The sequence below is a fragment of the Streptomyces sp. NPDC005963 genome (genome assembly GCF_040638655.1).
GTDB lineage: Bacteria > Actinomycetota > Actinomycetes > Streptomycetales > Streptomycetaceae > Streptomyces.
The window spans coordinates 1-20329 of the sequence record NZ_JBEXVD010000029.1; the positions used below are offsets into that span (position 1 = coordinate 1).

A 20329-nucleotide genomic window follows, 5' to 3' on the forward strand; every position below is an offset into this window, starting at 1 on the left:
GGGGGGGGGGGGGGGGGGGGGGGGGGGGGGGGGGGGGGGGGGGGGGGGGGGGGGCCGCGCGGGGGCCCCCCCCCCCCACTCCCTACGGGTGCTAGGAGTGCTTCGGGTGCTTCTGGTTCTTCAGGACCAAGCGGCCGTGGCCTTCTCCTCGGCGAGGTTTCCGGCAGCCGCCGCCCCCACCGCGCAGCCCACGGATGCCGCGGCGAAGCTGGCGCCCGCCGTCGGTACCCCCAGGGCGACGCCGCCGGCCAGGCAAGCCGATCCCGTGACGGCACCGACCGCAGCGCCGAACCCGATTCCTGCGACGGCTCCCCAATCACCCTCCAGGGTGGCGTTCCACCCCTTCGCAAGGCTCTCCGCGTTGCCGATGTGCCCGATGCCCTTTCCGATCCCGTCGAGCACTCCGCCGAAGCTGATGAGCCCGCTGGGGTCGATCCGGTTGACGGGGTCGCCTTCGGCGTAGAGGTAGGGGTTCTTCTCCTGGCCGCTGGGGTCGGGGCTGGTGAAGCGGCCGATGTTGGGGTCGTAGTAGCGGGCTGCGTAGTGGTAGAGGCCGCTCGGATCCTGGTAGCCGCCCGCGAAGCGGTAGGGCTGGGGGACGGTTTCGGTGGTGGTGGAGCGCTTCACTCCGCGGGGGCTATAGGTGTAGCTGTTGACCTTGGTCCCGGTGGCGTCGGCGAGCGCGACGACGCTGCCGATGGCGTCGGTGAGGTAGTAGTGGGAAGCACCGCCGGTGGTCATGGAGTTGAGGGTGCCCCCGGGTTCCCGGTTGAATCCCCGGTCCACGCCGGCCGTGCTGGTGGCGGACAGACCGAGCGGCCCGTTGTGGAAGAAGGTGTCGCCGAGCCGGATGCGCTCGCTCTGGTCGGTGGAGCCGTACTGCCCGGTGTAGGTGGTCGCACCGACGGTGAGTGACGTCAACTGCGAATAGTCCGACCACTGTTCGGCGGTGCGGGTGCCTTCCGGGGTGGAAGCGGCGGACGTTTCGTTTCCGGAAGCGTCGTGGGACCAGTTGGTCGTCGAGCCGTCCTTCGCGGTGATCTGCTGGGCGTCGTTGATCGTGTAGGTGGTGCCGCGGGGGCAGCCGGCGGCGTTGCCCTGGGAGGTGAGGTTGCCCGCGAGGTCGTAGCAGTACTGCCAGGAGGAGTTCAGTGCGGTGCCCTGCTCCTCCTTGGCGTAGGAGAAGCGCCCGGCGCTGTCGTACGTGTAGGTGGTCTTCAATCCCGCCACCGCGTCGGTACGGGTACGGATCTTGCCGCCGTCCTTCGTGCCGTTGCGGTAGCTGTAGTCCAACTCGGTCAGGGTGCCCTGTGCGGAGGTCGCCTTGATCTTCTCCGGGCGGCCGGAGTTGTCGAGCGTGACCTTCTGGACGGTGCCGCCGGGATAGCTGGTCTGTGTGCGGACGTCATTGCGGTTGTACTCGTACGTGGTCGTCCTGCCTGCCGTCGGCTCCTTGAGCGCGGTGAGCTTGTTGACGGCGTTCCAGGTGTAGTCGGTGACGCCCGAGGGGTCGGTGTAGGTGTCGACGTTGCCCGCGGGGGTGTAGGCGAGCTGCGTTTGCGACCCGTTCTGGAGGGTGCGGACCGTCTCACGGGAGAGCGGGTCGAACTCGTAGCGGATCACCCCGGTGCCGTCGGAGCGCAGGGTGAGGTTGCCGTCGCCGTCGTACTCGTAACGCACGCTGGACGTGGGGGTCGTGACGGTGAGGACCCGGTCGCGGTGGTCGTACGTGCGGGTGGTGGTGATCCCCCGGCCGTCGGTCACGGTCAGCGGGCGTCCCAGGGCGTCGTAGGTGTAGGTGACGGCACCGAGCGGGGCCGGCGGGGTGACCTTCTCCAGATTGCCCTGTCCGTCGTAACGGAAGCTGGTGGAGACCGACTTGGTGGCGGTCATCTTCACCGTCGCCTTGCAGCGCTGGCCTTCGAATCCGCCACAGGTCGGGGAGGCGGGGTTGTGCTCGAAGGTGCGCGTCCCGCCTCCGGTACCGGTCACCGCGACCGTGGTGGTGTTGCCCGCCGCGTCGTACGTGTAGTCGGTTTTCTCGTCGTCGGCGCTGGTCAGCGAGCCGGGGAGGTCCGCCCCGGCGATGGTCTGGTATCCCGTCATGGACGCCGTGGCGCCCGTGGGCAGAGCCGCGGACGTGGGATTGTTCCGACTGTCCCAGCCGTAGGCGGTGACATTGCCCACGCCACCGCCCACGCCCATCGCGTCGGTGGCCGTGGCGATGTTCCGGTTGGCGTCGAACGACGTGGACCGGTCCCTGCCCAAGGCATCCGTGACCTTGGTGACCTCACCGTTCGCGGTGTGTCGGTGCACGGTCGCGTGCTGCTCCGGATCGGTGACCGTTGTGGTCCCGGCCGCCTGGGGATCGGCTGCGGAGTAGGCGTACGTGTACGTGGGTCCGGTGTGCCCGGAGCCGTTGAACGCGGTGGCCCGCAGCATGGAGGTCACCCGGTTGACGCTGTCGTAGGTGAAGACCGTCACCCGCCCCTTGGGCGTGGTGATCTTCGTCAACCGACGCGAGGAGTCGTAGTCGAAGACCGTCGCCTTGCCCTCGGTGTCCGTGGTCTTCGCCAGATCGCCCGCCGGATTCAGGTCGAAGACCGCCGTACGACCTGCGTTGTCCTTCGCCTGCCACTGGTTCGGGTACGTCTTCACCAGGTCGACCCAACGGCCGGAGCGGGTCTCGGTGAGCTTGAAGCCCTTGTGTTCGGTCCCCTGGTTGTGTTGCGTGACGGTGATCGTGCCCTTGTTGCGGTCGGTGACCTTCGTCAGGGTGCCGTGCTGGTCATAGGTGTCCTTCACCCCGGACTTGCGGCTGGTCAGCGTGTAGGTGCCGTCGGTGTTCTCCTTCAGGTCCTTCGAGTAGCCCACCGGAGTGGTGAAGTTGCCCCCGGAGCCGGGGGTGAAGCGGACCGTCGCCCCCGTCGCGTCGTACAGGACGACCTCGGTCGCCGCTACCTTCAGATACCGCTCGTACCCTTGCCACCACCGTTGGGAGACCTTCCCCCACGGTGCGTCCAGCGAGTTGTACGTGCGCGTCAGACGGAGCTTCTGTCCCACACCCGCGATGTCGAAGTCCGTTCCGGCCAGCATCAGATTGCCGTTGGAGAGATTGATCCGGGCGACCAGGGAGTCGGTGATACGGAAGTCCGAGAGCCGGTGCCAGGGCACCGCCCCCTGCCCCTCCGGATCGAACGGGGAAGCCACCCCCGCGCGACGACTCTGCGCCACCTCCGTCGACATACGGGAACGTTTCTCCTGGGCAGTGCGCCATGCGGCCACCTCCGGCGGGGGAGTGGCCTCCTGCCTGTTGGCGACCGGCCTGTTGGAACCAACCCGCACAGGGGGCGATGTCAGGGGAGGGTCGTCCTTTCCCCAACTGGACGACGGACCGGGGTCCGCCGGAGCGGCCAGAACCGGAGACACCGTGGCCGTCAGGGAGAGGGAGGCGAGAGAGGCGACGATGAGCAGACCGGTCCGTCTGCGGACACGCCGAAGAGGCGTGCCGGAGGCACGTGAACGCATGGAAGGCTCCCGAGGAGGGGGCGGAGCGGACGACTCCACGGCCGTCCGGGACGACACGCTGACACAACTCCTTCACAGAGATCCCGGACGTGCCCCCGAACACCGAACGTATTCGGTGGGTAATCAGCCCCTCTGTTTTTGAGGTCCGATGCATCCAACACAAGCCAATCCCAACGGATTTGAGCGCCCGGGCAGCGAGTGAACCGTTGTGTCGAGGCGTTGAGGCTGGCTGAGAACACCTACCCCTGCGGCAGCTATCACGTGAAGGGGAAGTGCCGAGACACGCACGGGTGGTCGGCCGTGCGTGCCACGGGGACCCCGTGATCCGAACAGTGTGGTTCCGGCCGTGCTCGTCCGGTCGGTGGCTCGTCGGGGCCGATCGGATACGTGATGGGCCCGGGTACGCATTCCGCTCGCCCCGCGCGGGTAACGGTCCTGCGTGCCGGAGTACCCTCACTCCGCTGCCGGCGGTCTGCACCACCCGTGGCCTGCCAGGCTCCGGCCCGCCGACACCTCCGTAGGCCATGGGATTGGACGGACTTGTCGTCGAAGCGACCGGCGGAACCCGGATCGGTGGTGGAACCGCCCGTGCGGATCCGACGCGACCTCCGCGCGTGGCCGGCCGCTGGTGCCGCGGGTTCCACCCATCCGCCCTCTTCCCTCTGCCTTCCGCCTTCTGCGGACCACGGCAGCACGCGCCCGCTCCCATCAGCGCGCGACCACCGCCGCCCTTTCCTCACGTGCCGGGTGCCGATTGCCCGGGCGTCCAGGAGTGCTTCCGTACGATCCGCTCCCCGGGACGCCCCGAAGGACGGTCGTCTCCCGGCGAAATCAGTGCACCAGGGGGACCTTCAGCACAGTCCCGTGCACCCCCGGTGCGGCAAGGAGTCATGTCATGTCTGCATTAACCGACGTCCAGCGCGAGGCCGAGCGCATCCATGCGAGTGTGACGCTGAAGGACGTCCAACGGTCGATCGTCATCTGCTTCCTCGCCTGGACGTTCGCCGTGTACGACTTCATCCTCTTCGCGAACCTGCTGCCCGTCATCAGTGAGGAACTGGACTGGACGAGCGCACGGGCCACCGGAGTCAACACCTGGGTGACGGCGGGCACCGCCCTGGTGGCCCTGATGGTCGGTCCCTTCGTGGACCGGTTCGGACGGCGCGCGGGCATCGTCGGCTGTGTCGTGGGGGCGGCGATCGCCTCGCTGCTCACCTGGTTCGGCGGCTATGCGGCCGGTGCCATCGGGACCGCGGGCATCGTGTTGTTGGTGTTGATCCGGGCGCTCGCGGGCGTCGGATACAGCGAGCAGGCGGTCAATGCCACCTATCTCAACGAGATGTTCGCGCACGTGTACACGGACGAGAAGTCCATCCGACGCCGTGGCTTCCTGTTCTCCATCGTGCAGGGCGGCTGGCCCGTCGGCGCGGTGCTCGCCGCGCTCTCCATCTACGTCCTGGAGCCGATCGGCGGCTGGGAACTGTGTTTCGTCGTGGCCGTGTTCCCCGCGGTCTTCATGCTGTTCGCGGCACGGCGGCTGAAGGAGAGCCCGGTCTTCGTCGCCAGACGGCGGATCGCGGAGCTGACGGCCGAGGGCCGTGTGGAGGAAGCCGCCGAACTGGCCCGGCTCACCGGGCAGGACCACATCGAGCACCAGGCCGGCATCGGCGGTCTCTTCCGCGGACAGTCGTTGCGGGCGACGATCTCCCTGTCGACGGCGTTCCTGCTGAACTGGCTCGGCATCCTGGCGTTCGCCTTCCAGGGCACGCTGATCCTGGTCAACGGGAAGGAGGTCTCCTTCACCGGAGCGCTGGAAGTCCTCATCGTCTCCAATGCGGCCGGCTTCCTCGGCTATCTCTTCCACGGCTGGTTGGGCGATCGCATCAGCCGCCGGACGACCATCTTCGCGGGGTGGCTGATCTCCGCCTGCTGTTTCACGATCATGGTCCTGGGTCCGGCGGGTAACTTTCCGCTCCTGGTCAGCGCGTATGCAGTGGGCACCTTCTTTCTGATCGGCCCCTATGCGGCCGTGTTGTTCTTCACCGGTGAGTCCTTCCCGGTGGAGACCCGGGCCACCGGCAGTTCCTTCATCAACTCGCTCGGGCAGGTCGGGGCCATCATCGGGGGCGCCCTGTTCACGGCGACGCTGTCGGCAGCGGGGTCGGGTTCGGACGAGCAGGCCGATGCCTGGATACGCTCCGGTCTGATCTGGGGCTGCCTACCGATCCTGCTGTCCGCGTTCGCCATTCTGTTCAGCCGCAATGTTCAGCCGATCAACAGTACGAGCGAGCGGAACGAGGTGGGTTCCACCGCGAACGTTCCCTCCTCGGGCTGAGGCTTCCCCTGCCGGTGGAACCGGCGTCCTGGCCGACTGACTGCCGTCCGCAGGGGATCGGCTTCCGCGGGCGCCGACTTCCTCAGTAGGGGTCTCAGCGTCCCGCGGGGCGTCTGCGGATGCGTCGGACGAGACCGGAGAGGGCGGCGTCGAGTTCGGTGAGTCGCAACGGTCGGGCGAGCAGGACGAAGACCAGCCCGATCACCAGGGCGCCGGCGAGCCCCGCGCCGATGGCACCCAGGGAGGTGGCACGGTTCGCCGCGACATGCCCGAGGGACGCGGCGAGCACTCCGGCGACCAGCATCCGGGCCAGGGCGCCGGCCGAGGCGGAGCGCCACACTGCGTCCCGTCCCCTCGGCCGGTGCGCACCCCGGTCGGCACGCCGGGATTCGACTCCGGCCAGCGGTTCTTCGCCGTCGCGCGGGGCGGGCACGCCGACCGGGGCCGGCGAAGTCAGCCTGCGGCGCAGGACGATCGCCGTCACCACCCAGCCGACGGTCAGCGCCAGCGAATACGCTCCGGCCATGCCCGTGACCGCCCAGCGCACCGGGAGCAGTGCGTAGGCGGTCGCCGACAGGGTCGCGTTGAGGCCGGCGATCACCAGGTTGAGGAGGAAGGGGGTACGGGTGTCGGAGAGCGCGTAGAAGGCCCGGGAGAGCACGTACTGTCCGGAGAACGCGATCAGACCGGGTGCGAAGGCCATCAGGATCCCGGCCATCATCACGATGCCGTCCGCGTCGGTCCTTCCGTACCCGAACACCACCGTCATCAGCGGCTGCGCCAGGGCCAGCAGGGCACAGGCAGCGGGAACGATCATGGCTGCGCTGGTCCGCAGGGCGTAGGACACGTCCTGCCGCACGCCCGAGAGGTCGCCGTCGGCAGCCGCTCGGCTCATCCGGGGCAGCAGCGCGGTGACGAGGGAGACCGTGATGATGCCGTGCGGCACCGCCCACAGCAGATAGGCGTTGCTGTACGCGCTGAAGCCCACGCCGCCGTCGATGCCCTGGGCGGCGGCCCGTTCGCCCGCTGTCGTCGCGAGCCGGGTGACGACCCAGTACGCGGCCTGGTTGGACAGGACGAGCAGCACGAGCCAACCGGCCGCCCTCAGCGGCCTGGTCAGGCCCTTGCCGCGCCAGTCGAAGCGGGGGCGCCAGCGAAAGCGGGCCGCGCGCAGGGCCGGTGCGAGGGCCAGGGCCTGGAGGGCGATGCCGGCCGTGGTGCCCCAGCCGAGGAGCGCGATCTCCGCATCCGTGAGTGCGGCGCCGTCGGCGGTCGCCAGATAGAGCCCGAACACCGCGATCACCACGACGTTGTTGAGGACAGGCGTCCACATCATCGCGCCGAACCTGCCGCGGGCGTTGAGTACCTGTCCCAGGAGGGTGAACAGACCGAGGAAGAAGATCTGCGGGAGGCAGTAGCGCGCAAAAGCAACCGTCATCTCCGCCTGTCGCCCGCTGTAACCGGTGTAAGCGCCCACGATCGACGGCGCCGCCCACACGGCACCCGCGGTGATCACCAACAGGGCGACGAAGCAGATGGTCAGCAATCGGTCGGTGTACGCGGCGCCGCCGTCCTCGTGCTCCTTGGCGACCCGGACCAGTTCCGGTACGAAGACGGCGTTCAGGGCGCCACCGACGAGCAGCATGTACACGATCGCGGGTACCGCGTTGGCCACGGCATAGCCGTCGGCGGCGAGCCCGATGCCGAGTGCCGCCGCGATCACCGAGGACCGTACGAACCCGGTCGCGCGGGACACCACCGACCCGGCCGCCATGATCGCGCCGCTCCGGGCGACGGACGGCCCGGCCTTCGTCCGACCTGATGCACCATCCGTCGCGGGTGCCACGGGCGGCGCGCTCACCGGCGTACCAGAAAGGCTCGAAAGGCCCGGTACAGCGCGCGGTTGGCGGTGCCGCCCAACGGTATCTCCCATTCCCCCAGGGTTTCCACGACCTGACCTCCGGTGCCCAGCTTCCAACGCAACAGCCCGTACGAACGATCGGCGGGATCGAGTGTGGAGGGTACCCCGCGCATGTGGTGCACCTCAGCACCCAAACGGGCCATGGACGCTCACAGCCTGGCGTGACCGTCCTGAGCGGCGATGATGACGGGACGACGACCGTTTCCCGTAGCGGCCCGTCACATGGTGGCGGAGTGGCTCAGCCGGTTGAGCCCTGTCGTCGCTCAGAGGCGGTCGACGCGCCCGCCGTGGCGGCCCGTGCCGCTCCCGCGCTGCCCAGGGGGATGACGAGAGGGCTTCCCGCCACGGGGTCCTCGATGATGGTGCAGGGCAGTCCGAAGACCTCCTCGACCAGTTCCCTTGTGATGATCTGCGCGGGCGTGCCCTCGGCGACGACATCTCCGTCCTTCATGGCGATGATGTGCGTTCCGTAGCGTGCCGCCTGGTTGAGGTCGTGCAGCACCGCCACCAGGGTCCGACCCTCCCGGTTGAGCCGGGTGAACAGCTCCAGCAGTTCGATCTGGTGCGCGATGTCGAGGAACGTCGTCGGTTCGTCGAGCAGCAGGAGCGGAGTCTCCTGCGCCAGGACCATCGCGACCCACACGCGTTGGCGCTGGCCACCGGAGAGTTCGTCCACCGGGCGGCCGGAGAGGGCGGAGACGTCGGTGGCCTCCATCGCCCGCAACAGGGCGGTCTCGTCGGCGACCGACCACTGTTTGATCAGCTTCTGATGCGGGTGTCGGCCGCGGGCGATGAGGTCCGCGACGGTGATTCCGTCCGGGGCGAGAGACGTCTGTGGGAGCAGGCCGAGTATCCGGGCCACTTCCTTCGACCGGTAGGACGTGATCGCCTTGCCGTCCAGCACGACCTGACCCGTGCTGGGCTTGAGGAGTTTGGACAGGCCCCGGAGCAGCGTGGACTTGCCGCAGGCGTTGGGACCGACGATGACGGTGAACGATCCGTCAGGAATCCGGACGGACAGGTCCCGCGAGATGGTGCGCCGGTCGTAGCCGATGGTGATGCTCTCGGCCCGCAACCGGGCCGGTGCCGTGGTGTCGGTGTTGCCGGTTGTGCCCGTGGTGTTGGCGATCTCGGCGATCTCGGCGATCTCGGTGGCCGAGGTGGTTGCGGTGCACTCGGGGGACTTGGAGGGTTCGGAGGGCTTGATCTTCTCGGGGGTGTGTCGTTGTGTTTGCTTCATGTCCGGGTTCCTTGGCTGAGCGGTGGGGTCAGTTGGCCCTGCGGGCTTCGCGCACCAGCAGCCACACGAAGTACAGTCCACCGATCGAGACGGTCACGATGCCGACCGGGAGTTGGACCGGGGCGAACAGGCGCTGGCCGATCAGATCCGCGAGGACCAGCAGGAACGCCCCGAGAACCGCCGAGGGCACCAGCGCCACCGATGCGGAGCGGGTGACGCGCCGGGCGATCTGCGGTGCCACGAGGGAGATGAACGCGATGGGCCCCGCCGACGCCGTGACCAGTGCGGTGAGTGCCACGCCGAGGACGACCACGACCAACCGTACGGCGTTGGTACGGGTGCCGAGCGCGGCTGCCGCGTCGTCACCGAGTTCCAGTTGTCTCATGGCGGGACCGAAGGCCAGTGCGAGCGGCACCAAAACGGCGAGGATGCCGAGGACGGGCCAGAGTTGGTCGTACCCCAGGCTGTTGAGGGAGCCGCCGCCCCAGACCGCGGCCAGCATGGCCTCCTCGATGTCCGCGCTCAGTATCAGCCAGGTGTTGAACGCGCCGAGCATGGCCGAGATGGCAATGCCGACGATGATCAGCTGGAATGCCTGCGTCCCCCCGCGGTAGGCCAGCACGAACACCAGGAAGGCGGTTGCGATGCCGCCGAGCAGGGATCCCGCGGCCACCTGGTAGTAGCCGCCGCCGGTCAGCAACATGACGACGAGGGCTCCTGTGTAGGAGCCGGAGGAGAAGCCGATGATGTCGGGGGAGCCGAGGGGGTTCCTGCTGACCGACTGGAAGATCGCTCCGGCGATGGCCAGGGCCGCACCGAGGAGTACGGCCAGGAGCGCCCGGGGGAGCCGCCACTCGATGATGATCTTCTCTGTGCCTGCTTCGCCCCCGCCCGTCAGCGTGCGGACCACTTCGCCGAGGGGGATCTCGTAGGTGCCGTACGCAAGCGAGACCAGTACGGCTCCGGCCGTGAGCACCAGGAAGACCGCGCAGGCCGTTGCGGTGCGCAGATCGAAGCGGAACGACCAGCTCGGGCCGCGCGAGACGAGGACGGGCTTGCCGAAGTCGACGCGGGTGTCGCTCACAGTCCGCTCGCCTTCTTGCGTCGTACGAGAAGGATCAGCACCGGGGCGCCGATGAATGCGGTCACGATGCCGACCTGGAGTTCCTGGGGGGTGAGGACGATCCTGCCGACGGTGTCGGAGACGATCAACAGGATCGGCGCGCAGACGATGGTGTAGGGCATGATCCAGCGCTGGTCGGGGCCGACGAACCAGCGGACGACGTGCGGGACCATCAGACCGACGAAGCCGATCGGCCCTGCCGCGCCGGTGGCTGCGCCGGCCAGCAGCGTGACGGCGATGACCACGGTCACCCGGGTACGACCGACACCGGCGCCCAGCGACCGGGCGAGGTCGTCGCCGAGTGCGATGGCGTTCAGGGAGCGCGCCGATACGAGGGCGAGCAGCAGACCTGTGACGATGAAGGGGAAGACGGTCCAGAAGACGTGCCAGTCGCGGGCGGCGAGCGATCCCGCCGCCCAGCCGCGCATCGCGTCGAAGACCTCGGGCTTCAACAGGGCGATGGCGGACGCCACCCCCGCGAGCACCGCGCTGAGCGCCACGCCGACGAGGGTCAGTTGCACCGGCGTCGCGCCCGCCCGACCGGCGGACCCGAGCACATACACCAGGGTGGTGGTGACGACCGCGCCCACGAAGGACATGCCGAGGTACTGCCCGATGGAGGAGAGCCCGAGGAAGGCGATCCCGAGGGTGACGGCGAATGCGGCGCCCGCGTTGACGCCGAGGATGCCGGGGTCGGCGAGTGGGTTGCGGGTGAGGGCCTGGATGAGCGCCCCGGAGACGCCGAGGGCAGCCCCGACGAGCAGGCCGAGGAAGGCGCGCGGGACCCGGAGGTCGCGCACGATGAAGGCGTCCTCCGAACCGTCGTAGGCGGTGAGCGCGTTCCAGACGTCCCCGAAGGGGATGGACTTGGCTCCGAAGGCCAGGCTCAGCACCAGGCTCACGGCCAGCACGACGAGGCAGACGACCAGCCCGATGGCCCGGCCCGCATGGGTGCTCACCAGCCCCGGCCGGTGCCGCCCGCTGTTTCCGTCGCCCTGGTCGGACGGCCCGGCCGGCGGGGCCTGGTGCCGACCGGGCCGTCCGGCCGGAGCGGCGGCCACTGTGGTGCTCATAGTCCGAGACGCTCCAGCTGCACCTCGTAGAGGTCGCGTCCGAGTTCCTCGTCGCTGGTCTGTTCCCAGATACCCTCCAGTCGGTCTACGGTCTCGCCGTCGAGGGCCTGGTACCGCTTGAGCCATTCCTCGTGCTTGAAGGTCCAGTAGCCGATCACCTGGTACCACTGTGTCGGCAGTTGGAGTTCGTGGCGCAGATACCGTCGTGCCGTACGGAGTTCCTTGGACTCGCCGGCCACCCAGACGTAGGTGCCGGGGGCGATGGCGAGTTCGCGCAGTGCCTCGGTGATGGCGCTGGGGCCGACGCCGTTGCCACGGCCCGGGATCCAGCGCACGTCGAGTCGGTGGGCGGGGCTGGTGAGTTCGATGGTGTGCGAGGGCTCGGCGACCTCGATGACGGCCGTCGCCTCGGTCGAGGGGTCGAGCTGTTCGAGGAGGCGGCCCAGGGCGGGCAACCCGGTGGCGTCGGTGACGAAGACCTGTCGGGCGGCCCCGGTGGGGGGCTCGTACAGCCGTCGGGGCGGGCCGAAGACGATGCGGTCGCCGGTTCGGGCGCGGTTCGCCCAGCCGGCCGCACGACCGTGTCCGTGCAGGACGAAGTCGATGTCCACTTCCCTGGTGTCCGGATCGAACCGCCGGATCGTGTAGGGCGCGACGTGCGGGTAGCGGTCTTCGGGATAGTGCCAGTTCCCGTCCTCGTCGATCTCCGGGAGTACGGGGTCGGCGCCTTCCTCGGGGAAGTGGACGCGGACGTACTCGTCGCCCACCCGGGTCGAGGGGTAGGAGCGCAGCGCCTCGCTGGCCAGGGTGACCCGGGTCATGCCCGGGGAGAGCAGGTGCAACGCGGTCACTTCCGCGAGGATGTACGCGGGCGTCCCGGTCATGAGGTGACCTTGGCGTCGATCTTCGCGAGGACGCCGTCGAGGTGGTTCAGGTTCTCCGTGCCCCAGTCGAAGGAGGAGACGACCGCGGCGGGGGTGTTCTCGAAGACGAGCCCGTTCTTCACGGCCGGGAGGTTCTGCCACACCTTGTTCTTGGCGAGGGAGGTGACGAAGTCCTTGGCGCCGTGTGCATGGATCAGCACGTCGGCGTTGGACAGCTTGCCGATCTGTTCGAGGGACAGCCACTCGCTCACCGTGCCGGGCTCGCCCTTGTGCTCGCCCGGGGTGAAGGGACGGAACGTGGCGCCGACTGCGTCCCAGCCGGGGACGTAGAAGTGCCCGGTGGGGTAGGTGCCCCAGGTGGACATGTCCTGGCCATAGGCGAACACGCCGATGGTGTTGTCGGCCAGGAGGTCCGCGTACTTGGCCTTCAGTTCGTCGGCGCGCTTTCTGAACGTCGCCTGCTGGCGCTTGCCCTCCTCGGCCTTGTCGACGGCCGCGGCGATCATCAGCGTCCGGTCCTCCCAGGCGCCGACGCCCGATGCATCGAGTTGGACGACGGGTGCGATGCCCTGGAGCCGCTCCAGTTCGCCCTTCCTGAGGAACCTCGTCTCCGCGAAGATCATGTCGGGGTTCTGCTTGGCGACGGCCTCCACGTTGAGCTCGTAGTAGGTCCCGACGGTCGCGGTCTTCTTGAGCGCTTCGTGGTAGCGCTTGGGGCGCAGGTCCGGATCGGGGTCGTCGAAACCCTCGACGACCCCGATCGGCTTGATTCCGAGGTCGACGAGGGTCGCGGGCGAGTAGAAGTCGACGGAGACGATGCGCTGCGGCTTCGCGGGGACCTCGACCTTGCCCGCGATGTCGGTGACCGTACGGGTCTTGGCGCCGGAGCCCTTCTCGGATTCCGTTCCGCCTGTCGAGCAGGCGCTCAGGAGCAGTGCGGCGGCGGCGCTCGCGGCGGCCGTCGCGAGGAATCTCCGTCGCGATGGGCGTGATCCGCGGGTGGTGCGGGGTGTCATCGGACTCCTTTGGGAACCCCGTACGGCGGTCACACATGACCGACCAATGCGGGCTTAGGGCAGGCTTGCCTAAGTAAGGTAACTCAGTTCCCATGAGGGTATGGCGACACTCTGTTCTGGTTTCACGACACGCTGGCTCGGGGCAGCGCGGCTAACGGAGCGGCGTCGTCCAAGCCGCTCATCGTCCGGAAGTAGGCGGCGGGCGTATGGCCGGTCACCTGGCGGAACAGATCGATGAAGGTGCTCGGATTGGCGTAGCCGAGACGACGGGAAACGGCCACGACCGGCTTGCCCGCCGCGATCTCGATGAGCGCGGACCGCACCCGGACAAGGATGCGCCACTGGGTGAGGCTGACCCCGGTGTCGCGCTGGAACCAGCGCATCAGGGTGCGCCCGCTCAAGCCGAGTTCCCTCGCCCACTCCTCCGTCGTCCGGTCGTCCGCCGGGTCGGCGATGATCCGCTCGGCGACCGAACGCAACTCCGGGGTCTTGGGCAGGGGGATGTCGAGCGAGGCGGCTTGGACCGGCCTGATGAGGTCCACCCCGACCTGCTGGAGCCGCAGCCGCACGTCGTCCGGCATCGACTCCCGTTGGTTGTGGAGCAGGATCTCGCGCAGAAGCCGGCTCAGCGGGATTCCCGTGACGGTGTGCCAGGTGATGTTGGCCAGTTCGGGCTTGAGGAAGGTTGCGTACGTGACCGTGTCCGCGCTGGCCTTCACCCGGTGTGGCATTTCCGCGGGCAGCCAGATGCCCAACGCCGGCGGCACGAGCCAGACGTGCCCGGCCGCCTCGACCGTCACATTGCCCGTACTGGACCACAGGAGTTCGGGCTCGGGGTGGGACATCTTCTCCCACTCCATCGGTTCGGGCGTGGTGAAGGTGCGCGTCGTGAGCAGCCAGGGGTCCTCGACCTGGCGTTCACCGCTGGGGGTGTAAGCGGTCCACTCGTCGGGTTCCAGGGTCGGTGCTCCCCAGAGCCGTACGGCGGACGGCCTGTGTCGCTTTACCGTCATAACGTGTCACGATACCTGGTTGTGTTGTGATCGTCGGCGTTCCTAGCGTGAGGCGGTGACCGCTCCCGACACCCCTCACGCCCCCAAGCCACCGGGAACCGCCCCGACCGCCAGCCGCACTGCCCCGACCGACTCCGGGCGACACCCCACCGGCCCGCCCGGCGCGGGCGCCCTGATCCGACACGGATCGTTCGACTCGGGTCGGGGATGGCGCCTCGGGGTGGCGAGCGCCGGATTCGCGGGACACCAGATCGCGGAGGCGATGGTTCCCGTCCTCATCGGGGTGGTGATCGACCGGGCCGTCCGCCGGAGCGACCCGGGCGCCCTGCTGAACTGGCTGACCGTGCTGGCCGTCCTGTTCGTCGTACTGATCCTCTGCTGGCGCACCGGCAGCCTCCTCGCCACCCGTGTGTACTCCTACGGGGAGCACGAGTTGCGCCTGCTCGCCTCCGGCCGGGTGCTCCACCCGAGGGGCATGGCCGCGAAACGAGCTCCCGGCGAGGTGCTGATGGTCGCGACCTCCGACGCATCGAACGTCTCCGGCCTCGCCTGGGTCCTCGCAGAACAGGGCGGTGCGCTCGCCGGACTGATCACGGCGACCGTCGCACTGCTCCTGATCTCCTGGCAACTCGCCGCCGTCGTACTGCTGGTGACTGCCCTCCAACTCCTGCTGCTCCACTTCCTGAGCGGGCCGCTGGAGCAGCGCGTGTACGCCGAACAGAGCGGTGCCGCACGGGCGGGCGCGCTCGCCACCGACTTCACCGGTGGGCTGCGCGTGCTCAAGGGATTCGGTGCCGAACAGACCGCGGCCGACCGCTACCGGGACGCCAGCCAGAAATCCGTCCGAGCGGCACTGCGTCGGGTCCGCTCGCTGGCGGATCTGTCCGCCCTGAACTCCGCGCTGTCCGGGCTCTTCCTCGCGGGCGTTGCACTGGCCGCGGGCGCCATGGCCCTCAACGACACCATCACCGTCGGGAACCTCGTCACCGCCGTGGGGCTCGCCCAGGTCGTCGCGGGTCCGATGGAGACACTCGGGTTCCTCGGCGCGGCCGTCGCCTCCAAACGCGGCTCAGCCCGCAGACTGGCCGAACTCCTCGCGGTCCCGCACCGGTTCCCCGCGCTGTCCGCGCCACCCACGACCGACAACGGCACCGCTGTCCGCCCCCCGAATGGCGAAGCACCGGAACACAACGCTCCCAGGACGCTCTTCGCCCTGCGTCGGGACGACCACCTCATCACCGCCGCACGGGGTGAGATCATCGGTGTCCACGCCAGCGGAGAGAGCGCCGTCGAACTGGTCGAACTGATCTCCTGCCGCCGGGTTCCGGACCCCGGGCAGTACGCACTGGACGGCGAGGATGTCTCGGCGCTCTCGCCCGACGAGGCACGCCGGACCGTCTTCGCTCCGCCGCACGACGCCGTCGTGTTCACGGGCAGCATCGCCGACAACCTCGCCGCCGATGCGCCGAACCCGGCCGCGCTCACCGCCGCCGGACTGGACGACGTCCTCGGCCAACTGCCCGACGGGACCCGATCCGCGGTCGGGGAACAGGGCCGACTCCTCTCGGGAGGTCAACGACAGCGACTGCTGCTGGCGCGGGCCCTGCACCAACCGCAGCCGGTTCTGGTCCTGCACGAGCCGACCACTTCCGTCGACAGCGTCACGGAGGATCGCATCGCCCGGGCGCTGCGCGGATTCGACGACCGGGCGATCGTCCTCATCACCACCAGCCCCGCACTCCTCGCCGTCTGCGACCGGGTCTACGACATCCCCGACCGGACCTCACCCGGCGACCGGACCTCACCCGGCGACCGGACCTCACCCGGCGACCGGACCTCACCCGGCGACACGGCGCCGACGGACGACCCGACCCCAGCGGACGGCACGGCCTCGACGGGCGACACGCTCCCGGACGCGGTGACCGCACGATGACCACCACACCCACGACTCACACCCACCCCACAGAAGCGGAGGCATCGGTGTCGACCCCCGAACCCGCACTGCTCCCCGTCGCCTCCGCCCGCGAGACCACCCGCAGCACCCTCCGACTCCTCGCACCCCATCGCACCCGGCTCGCTGGAACCGTTGCGGTGCTGCTCGCCACGGCCGCATTCGCCCTGGTCACACCCGCTCTTCTGGGGGTGATGGTCAACACCGTGGTGGCCGAGCGGCCTTGGACGGAACTACTGCCCCCGGCCGGCGGTGTCCTTGCGGCAACGCTCCTGAGCGCCGGCCTCGGGCGGTGGGGCCGACTGCTCCTCGCCCGCACCGCCCAACACACCCTCGCCGGGCTGCGCGAAGACGTCTTCGCCACCGCGGTCGCCCAGCCCGCCGCCGTACTGGAGCAGGCGGGAACGGGCGATCTGGTGTCCCGCGTGGCGGGTGATGCGGAAGCCGTCAACACCGTGATCGGCCGGGTCCTGCCCGCCTTCGTCTCCGCGTTCTTCACCATTGCGCTGACCCTGATCGGCATCGGGGTCATCGACTGGCGGTTCGCCGTCGCCGTCCTCGCCGCGGCGCCCCTCCAGTACCTCGCGCTGCGTCGATTCCTCGTTCGCTCGGGCCCCGTCTACCGGGCACTCCGCCGAGCCGAGGCGGCACGTGGACAGGAGATCATCGAGACCCTCAATGGTGCCGAGACGGTCGCCGCACTCCGCAGCAGGGACAAGCACCTCGCCAGGATCGCTGCTTCGTCCGAGCACGCCATTGACCACGAACTGCACGCCGTGCGCCTGCGCGCGAACTTCTACGGCCTGCTGAACGTCGCCGAGTGCATCGGACTCGCCGCCGTGCTGGCCGTCGGCTACCGATTGGTCGCCGACTCCAGCGTGAGCCTGGGCGCCGCCACCGCCGCAGCCCTCTACTTCCACCAGTTGTTCGGCCCGGTCGGCGTCCTCCTGTCCAACGTCGACGAACTCCAGGACGCAGGCGCCGGCCTGGCCCGTCTCATCGGCGTCACCGCCCTGCCCGGACCGTCGACCGTGAACACCACCACTCCCGTACCGCCTGGTCCCGGCCGGGTGGTGCTCGATCAGGTCTCCTACGGGTACGTTCCGGGCCGACCGACGCTCGACCGCGTCTCGTTGACCGTCGAGCCCGGCGAAACCGTTGCGGTCGTCGGTGCCAGCGGGGCCGGGAAGACGACGCTCGCCAAGCTCATCGCCGGTGTCCTGACCCCCGACAGCGGTCAGATCGCCATCGACGGCACTCCACCCACGGCCCCGACCGCCGACGGTGGCCCCCGGGTCGTCCTGGTCAGTCAGGAGGTCCATGTCTTCGACGGAACGATCGCGGAGGACCTGCGCCTCTTCGCCCCCGGTGCCGCCAGCGGCGACATAGACCAGGTTGCCGAACGGCTCGACGCCCGCTGGATCGAGGGACTGCCCGCAGGAATCGACACCCCGGTCGGTGCGGCCGGCCGGGAGTTGACCGCCGCCCAATCACAACACCTGGCGCTCCTGCGGCTTGCCCTGGCCGCGCCCCCGGTCGCCGTTCTCGACGAGGCGACGGCCGAGGCGGGCAGTACGGACGCGGGTCTGCTCGACCGGGCGGCGTCCGCGGCCCTGGCCGGACGTACGGGCATCGTGATCGCCCACCGGCTCAGCCAGGCGGCACGCGCCGACCGGATCGTCGTCATGGAAGGCGGCCGGGCCGTCGAGTGCGGCACCCATGCGGAACTGGTACGGGCCGGGGGCCGGTACGCGCGGCTCTGGGATGCCTGGTCCCGGGGCCGCTGAGCCCGCTCCGTCCCGGGCCGTGGGCGGCGGAGGACGGATTCCCCTCACTCGGAGGGGGAAGTGAGGTCCGCCCAGATGGTCTTCCCGGTGGGCGTGTACCGGGTGCCCCACCGTTGGGTGAGTTGGGCGACCAACAACAGGCCGCGCCCGCCCTCGTCGTAGACACGCGCCCGGCGCAGCCGCGGAGAGGTGTAACTGGTGTCGGACACTTCGCAGATGACGGCCCGGTCGTGGATGAGGCGCAGTTGGATCGGTGGTAGTCCGTAGCGGATGGCGTTGGTGACCAACTCGCTCACCACCAACTCGGCGGTGAATCTGATCTCCTCGTCCAGTTCCCATGCGGCGAGCCTGCGGACGGCGTCCGTACGGGCCTCGGCGACCGCGGCCGGGTCGGACGGCACCTCCCAGGTCGCGACCTGGCTCTCGTCGAGACGTCGGGTGCGGGCGATCAGCAGGACACTGTCGTCGTCGGGACGGTCGGGGAGCAGGGCGGCGAACGCATCGTCGCAGAGAGAGTCCAGTGACGGTTCGGTCTCGTCGGGACAGTCGAGCACGCGGAGCAGCGTGTCCCGCCCGGCCTCCACGTCATGGCTGCGGGCCTCGATCAGACCGTCGGTGTAGAGGGCGAGGAGGCTCCCCTCGGGAAGGTCGAACTCCGCGGTCTCGAAGGGCAGACCGCCCAGCCCGAGTGGTGGGCCGATGGGCGCGTCGAGCGTGTGCGCTGTGCCGTCGGGGCGGACGACGGCCGGCAGGGGGTGGCCTGCACTGGCCATCGAGCAACGGCCGACGACGGGGTCGTAGACCGCGTACAGACAGGTGGCTCCGATGTCACCGGTGGCTTCGGCTTCGGCTGCGAAGTCCTCGGCGCCCAGTCGGATGACCACGTCGTCGAGGTGGGTGAGCAGTTCGTCCGGTGGTAGGTCGATGTCGGCGAGCGTACGGACCGCTCCGCGCAGCCGTCCCATCGTCGCCGCTGCCTGGATGCCGTGTCCGACGACATCGCCCACCACCAGGCCGACCCGGGCCCCGGAGAGCGGGATGATGTCGAACCAATCGCCCCCGACGCCCGCCTGGCCCCCGGCCGGTAGATAGCGGGTGGCGATCTCCAGCGCTGCCTGGTCGGGCAGTGCCTGCGGCAGCAGGCTCCGCTGTAGGGTCACGGCGGTCTGGCGTTCGCGCTCGTAGCGGCGGGCGTTGTCGATGCACACGGCCGCCCGGGCGGTGATCTCCTCGGCGAGGAGCAAGTCATCGGACTGGAACCGGGTCGGGCTCTCCCTCCGGGCGAACAGCGCCACTCCGAGGGTCACTCCGCGGGCCCGCATCGGTACGACCATGATGGAGTGGGCGCCGTAGCGGCGGATGCGGGCCGCGCGCTCGGGGTCGTGGACCGCCCAGTCGGCAAGGGTGGCTTCGGTGATCTCGTACATCGAAGGGACCCCCAGGGCCAGGCGTTCGGCCACCGGCGAGCCCACGGGGTAGTCGATCGGGTCGCCCGGCTGCATGGTGCCTTCCGGGAACTCCCGGCCCACGGCCCCCATGGCGGTGCGGCGCATCCGTACGGGACCGCTCGGCGAGGTGGACGACGGCTCGTCACCCTGGTGGGTAAAGCTGAGCAGGTCAACGGCCACGTAGTCAGCGAACCTGGGCATGGTCACGTCGACGAGTTCCTGGGCGGTGCGGGTGATGTCCAAGGTGCTGCCAATGCGGCTGCCGGCCTCGTTGACCAATTGGAGGCGCCGCCGGGCCCAGTAGTGCTTCGTCCGGTCGGATGCGGTGAGGAGCGCACCGCACACCACGCCTTCGGGATTGGTCAGGGGCGCGAGGGCGATGGACCAGGCGTGCTCCTCGCTCTCGCCCGGCACCCGGGCGTAGGTGTCCACCTGGCGTTCTTCGCCGGTCTCGATCACTTCGCGCATGGCCTGGTCGACCTGGGGGCTGGCCTCGCTCACGACGATCTCCGAGGGGAGCAGTCCGCGTATCTGGTCCTCGGGGAGGGCTGCGGCGCGTTCGAAGGCGACATTGACCCGCATGGCCCTCATATCGGTGTCGAAGAGTCCGATGTGGTGGGAGGACCGGTTGAATCCCCACTCCGCGAGCGACCGGTCCTCCTCGGCCAGGGGGCCCGCCTTGGGGCTGGCCGACAGCAGCCACTCGATGCCGCGATCACCCTCCTGCCGCTTCGCCATGAGCCAGGTGCTGACGAAGTGGCCGTCGCGGTGGCGTACGGGGGCCGTACCGATCCAAAGGGTCCGCTCCTGGAGGGCCTCGCCCACCTCGTGGGACACCTGCTCGCCGAAGACCTCGGTCGCGGACCGTCCGACGGCTACGGCGCGGGGGTGGCCCAGCAGTGCGCGGGCCCTCTCGTCCCACTCCGTCACCGTGCCACCGCTATCCGTGGTGACCATGGGGCTGTAGGGCACCAGAGGGGCCGATTGGCCGCTCAAATTCTCCAAAAAAT

Annotated in this window: 12 protein-coding genes and 1 pseudogene; 3 read left to right on the plus strand and 10 right to left on the minus strand. The window is 69.4% G+C overall.

Going from position 1 to position 20329, the window contains the following annotated elements:
* Positions 1 to 120: 120 nt before the first annotated feature.
* Positions 121 to 3246: an RHS repeat-associated core domain-containing protein gene (locus tag ABZ348_RS28940; protein WP_358937968.1), complete on the minus strand. Its 3126-nt coding sequence runs from the start codon at positions 3244 to 3246 to the stop codon at positions 121 to 123.
* A gap of 1177 nt (positions 3247 to 4423) precedes the next feature.
* On the opposite strand from ABZ348_RS28940, the gene ABZ348_RS28945 reads away from it, so the two are divergent.
* Positions 4424 to 5863: an MFS transporter gene (locus tag ABZ348_RS28945; RefSeq protein WP_358937970.1), complete on the plus strand. Its 1440-nt coding sequence runs from the start codon at positions 4424 to 4426 to the stop codon at positions 5861 to 5863.
* Positions 5864 to 5957: 94 nt separating this feature from the next.
* Here the strand turns inward: ABZ348_RS28945 and murJ are convergent, their stop codons facing one another.
* The 8 genes and pseudogenes from murJ to ABZ348_RS28985 all read right to left on the minus strand — a co-directional run bounded on the left by murJ (position 5958) and on the right by ABZ348_RS28985 (position 14133).
* On the minus strand, positions 5958 to 7637 hold the full coding sequence (gene murJ / locus ABZ348_RS28950) for a murein biosynthesis integral membrane protein MurJ (protein ID WP_358938093.1): 1680 nt from the start codon (positions 7635 to 7637) through the stop codon (positions 5958 to 5960).
* A gap of 83 nt (positions 7638 to 7720) precedes the next feature.
* Positions 7721 to 7915: pseudogene (locus ABZ348_RS28955) on the minus strand (peptidoglycan bridge formation protein FemAB); the annotation flags it as partial.
* 107 nt (positions 7916 to 8022) lie between these two features.
* A complete protein-coding gene (locus ABZ348_RS28960) occupies positions 8023 to 9024 on the minus strand; it encodes an ABC transporter ATP-binding protein (protein WP_358937972.1) in 1002 nt (333 codons plus the stop codon).
* A gap of 28 nt (positions 9025 to 9052) precedes the next feature.
* Positions 9053 to 10108 carry an iron chelate uptake ABC transporter family permease subunit gene (locus ABZ348_RS28965; RefSeq protein WP_358937974.1) on the minus strand — a complete coding sequence of 352 codons (1056 nt, stop codon included), beginning with the start codon at positions 10106 to 10108 and terminating at the stop codon, positions 9053 to 9055.
* A complete protein-coding gene (locus ABZ348_RS28970) occupies positions 10105 to 11220 on the minus strand; it encodes an iron chelate uptake ABC transporter family permease subunit (protein WP_358937976.1) in 1116 nt (371 codons plus the stop codon). The genes ABZ348_RS28965 and ABZ348_RS28970 overlap by 4 nt, the downstream gene beginning before the upstream one ends.
* Entirely contained in the window at positions 11217 to 12104 is an 888-nt protein-coding gene (locus ABZ348_RS28975; RefSeq protein WP_358937978.1) for a siderophore-interacting protein, read from the minus strand. The genes ABZ348_RS28970 and ABZ348_RS28975 overlap by 4 nt, the downstream gene beginning before the upstream one ends.
* Positions 12101 to 13120 carry an ABC transporter substrate-binding protein gene (locus ABZ348_RS28980; protein ID WP_358937980.1) on the minus strand — a complete coding sequence of 340 codons (1020 nt, stop codon included), beginning with the start codon at positions 13118 to 13120 and terminating at the stop codon, positions 12101 to 12103. Before ABZ348_RS28980 ends, ABZ348_RS28975 begins: the two co-directional genes overlap by 4 nt.
* Before the next feature lie 122 nt (positions 13121 to 13242).
* On the minus strand, positions 13243 to 14133 hold the full coding sequence (locus tag ABZ348_RS28985; protein WP_358937982.1) for an AraC family transcriptional regulator: 891 nt from the start codon (positions 14131 to 14133) through the stop codon (positions 13243 to 13245).
* 55 nt (positions 14134 to 14188) lie between these two features.
* On the opposite strand from ABZ348_RS28985, the gene ABZ348_RS28990 reads away from it, so the two are divergent.
* Together ABZ348_RS28990 and ABZ348_RS28995 are read left to right on the plus strand one after the other, a co-directional pair.
* Positions 14189 to 16066 carry an ABC transporter ATP-binding protein gene (locus tag ABZ348_RS28990; protein WP_358937984.1) on the plus strand — a complete coding sequence of 626 codons (1878 nt, stop codon included), beginning with the start codon at positions 14189 to 14191 and terminating at the stop codon, positions 16064 to 16066.
* Positions 16063 to 17871 carry an ABC transporter ATP-binding protein gene (locus tag ABZ348_RS28995; protein ID WP_358937986.1) on the plus strand — a complete coding sequence of 603 codons (1809 nt, stop codon included), beginning with the start codon at positions 16063 to 16065 and terminating at the stop codon, positions 17869 to 17871. Before ABZ348_RS28990 ends, ABZ348_RS28995 begins: the two co-directional genes overlap by 4 nt.
* Positions 17872 to 17915: 44 nt before the next feature.
* On the opposite strand, the gene ABZ348_RS29000 is transcribed toward ABZ348_RS28995, so the two are convergent.
* A complete protein-coding gene (locus ABZ348_RS29000; protein WP_358937988.1) occupies positions 17916 to 20276 on the minus strand; it encodes a SpoIIE family protein phosphatase in 2361 nt (786 codons plus the stop codon).
* Between the last annotated feature and the right edge of the window lie 53 nt (positions 20277 to 20329).

Bases quoted from the DNA above. Each gene is read 5' to 3' on its own strand.
- murJ (WP_358938093.1), bottom strand. From the start codon at position 7,637: ATGGCGGCCGGGTCGGTGGTGTCCCGCGCGACCGGGTTCGTACGGTCC.
- ABZ348_RS28995 (WP_358937986.1), top strand. From the start codon at position 16,063: ATGACCACCACACCCACGACTCACACCCACCCCACAGAAGCGGAGGCA.
- ABZ348_RS28960 (WP_358937972.1), bottom strand. From the start codon at position 9,024: ATGAAGCAAACACAACGACACACCCCCGAGAAGATCAAGCCCTCCGAA.
- ABZ348_RS29000 (WP_358937988.1), bottom strand. From the start codon at position 20,276: ATGGTCACCACGGATAGCGGTGGCACGGTGACGGAGTGGGACGAGAGG.
- ABZ348_RS28940 (WP_358937968.1), bottom strand. From the start codon at position 3,246: ATGTCGACGGAGGTGGCGCAGAGTCGTCGCGCGGGGGTGGCTTCCCCG.
- ABZ348_RS28985 (WP_358937982.1), bottom strand. From the start codon at position 14,133: ATGACGGTAAAGCGACACAGGCCGTCCGCCGTACGGCTCTGGGGAGCA.
- ABZ348_RS28970 (WP_358937976.1), bottom strand. From the start codon at position 11,220: ATGAGCACCACAGTGGCCGCCGCTCCGGCCGGACGGCCCGGTCGGCAC.
- ABZ348_RS28980 (WP_358937980.1), bottom strand. From the start codon at position 13,120: ATGACACCCCGCACCACCCGCGGATCACGCCCATCGCGACGGAGATTC.
- ABZ348_RS28975 (WP_358937978.1), bottom strand. From the start codon at position 12,104: ATGACCGGGACGCCCGCGTACATCCTCGCGGAAGTGACCGCGTTGCAC.
- ABZ348_RS28945 (WP_358937970.1), top strand. From the start codon at position 4,424: ATGTCTGCATTAACCGACGTCCAGCGCGAGGCCGAGCGCATCCATGCG.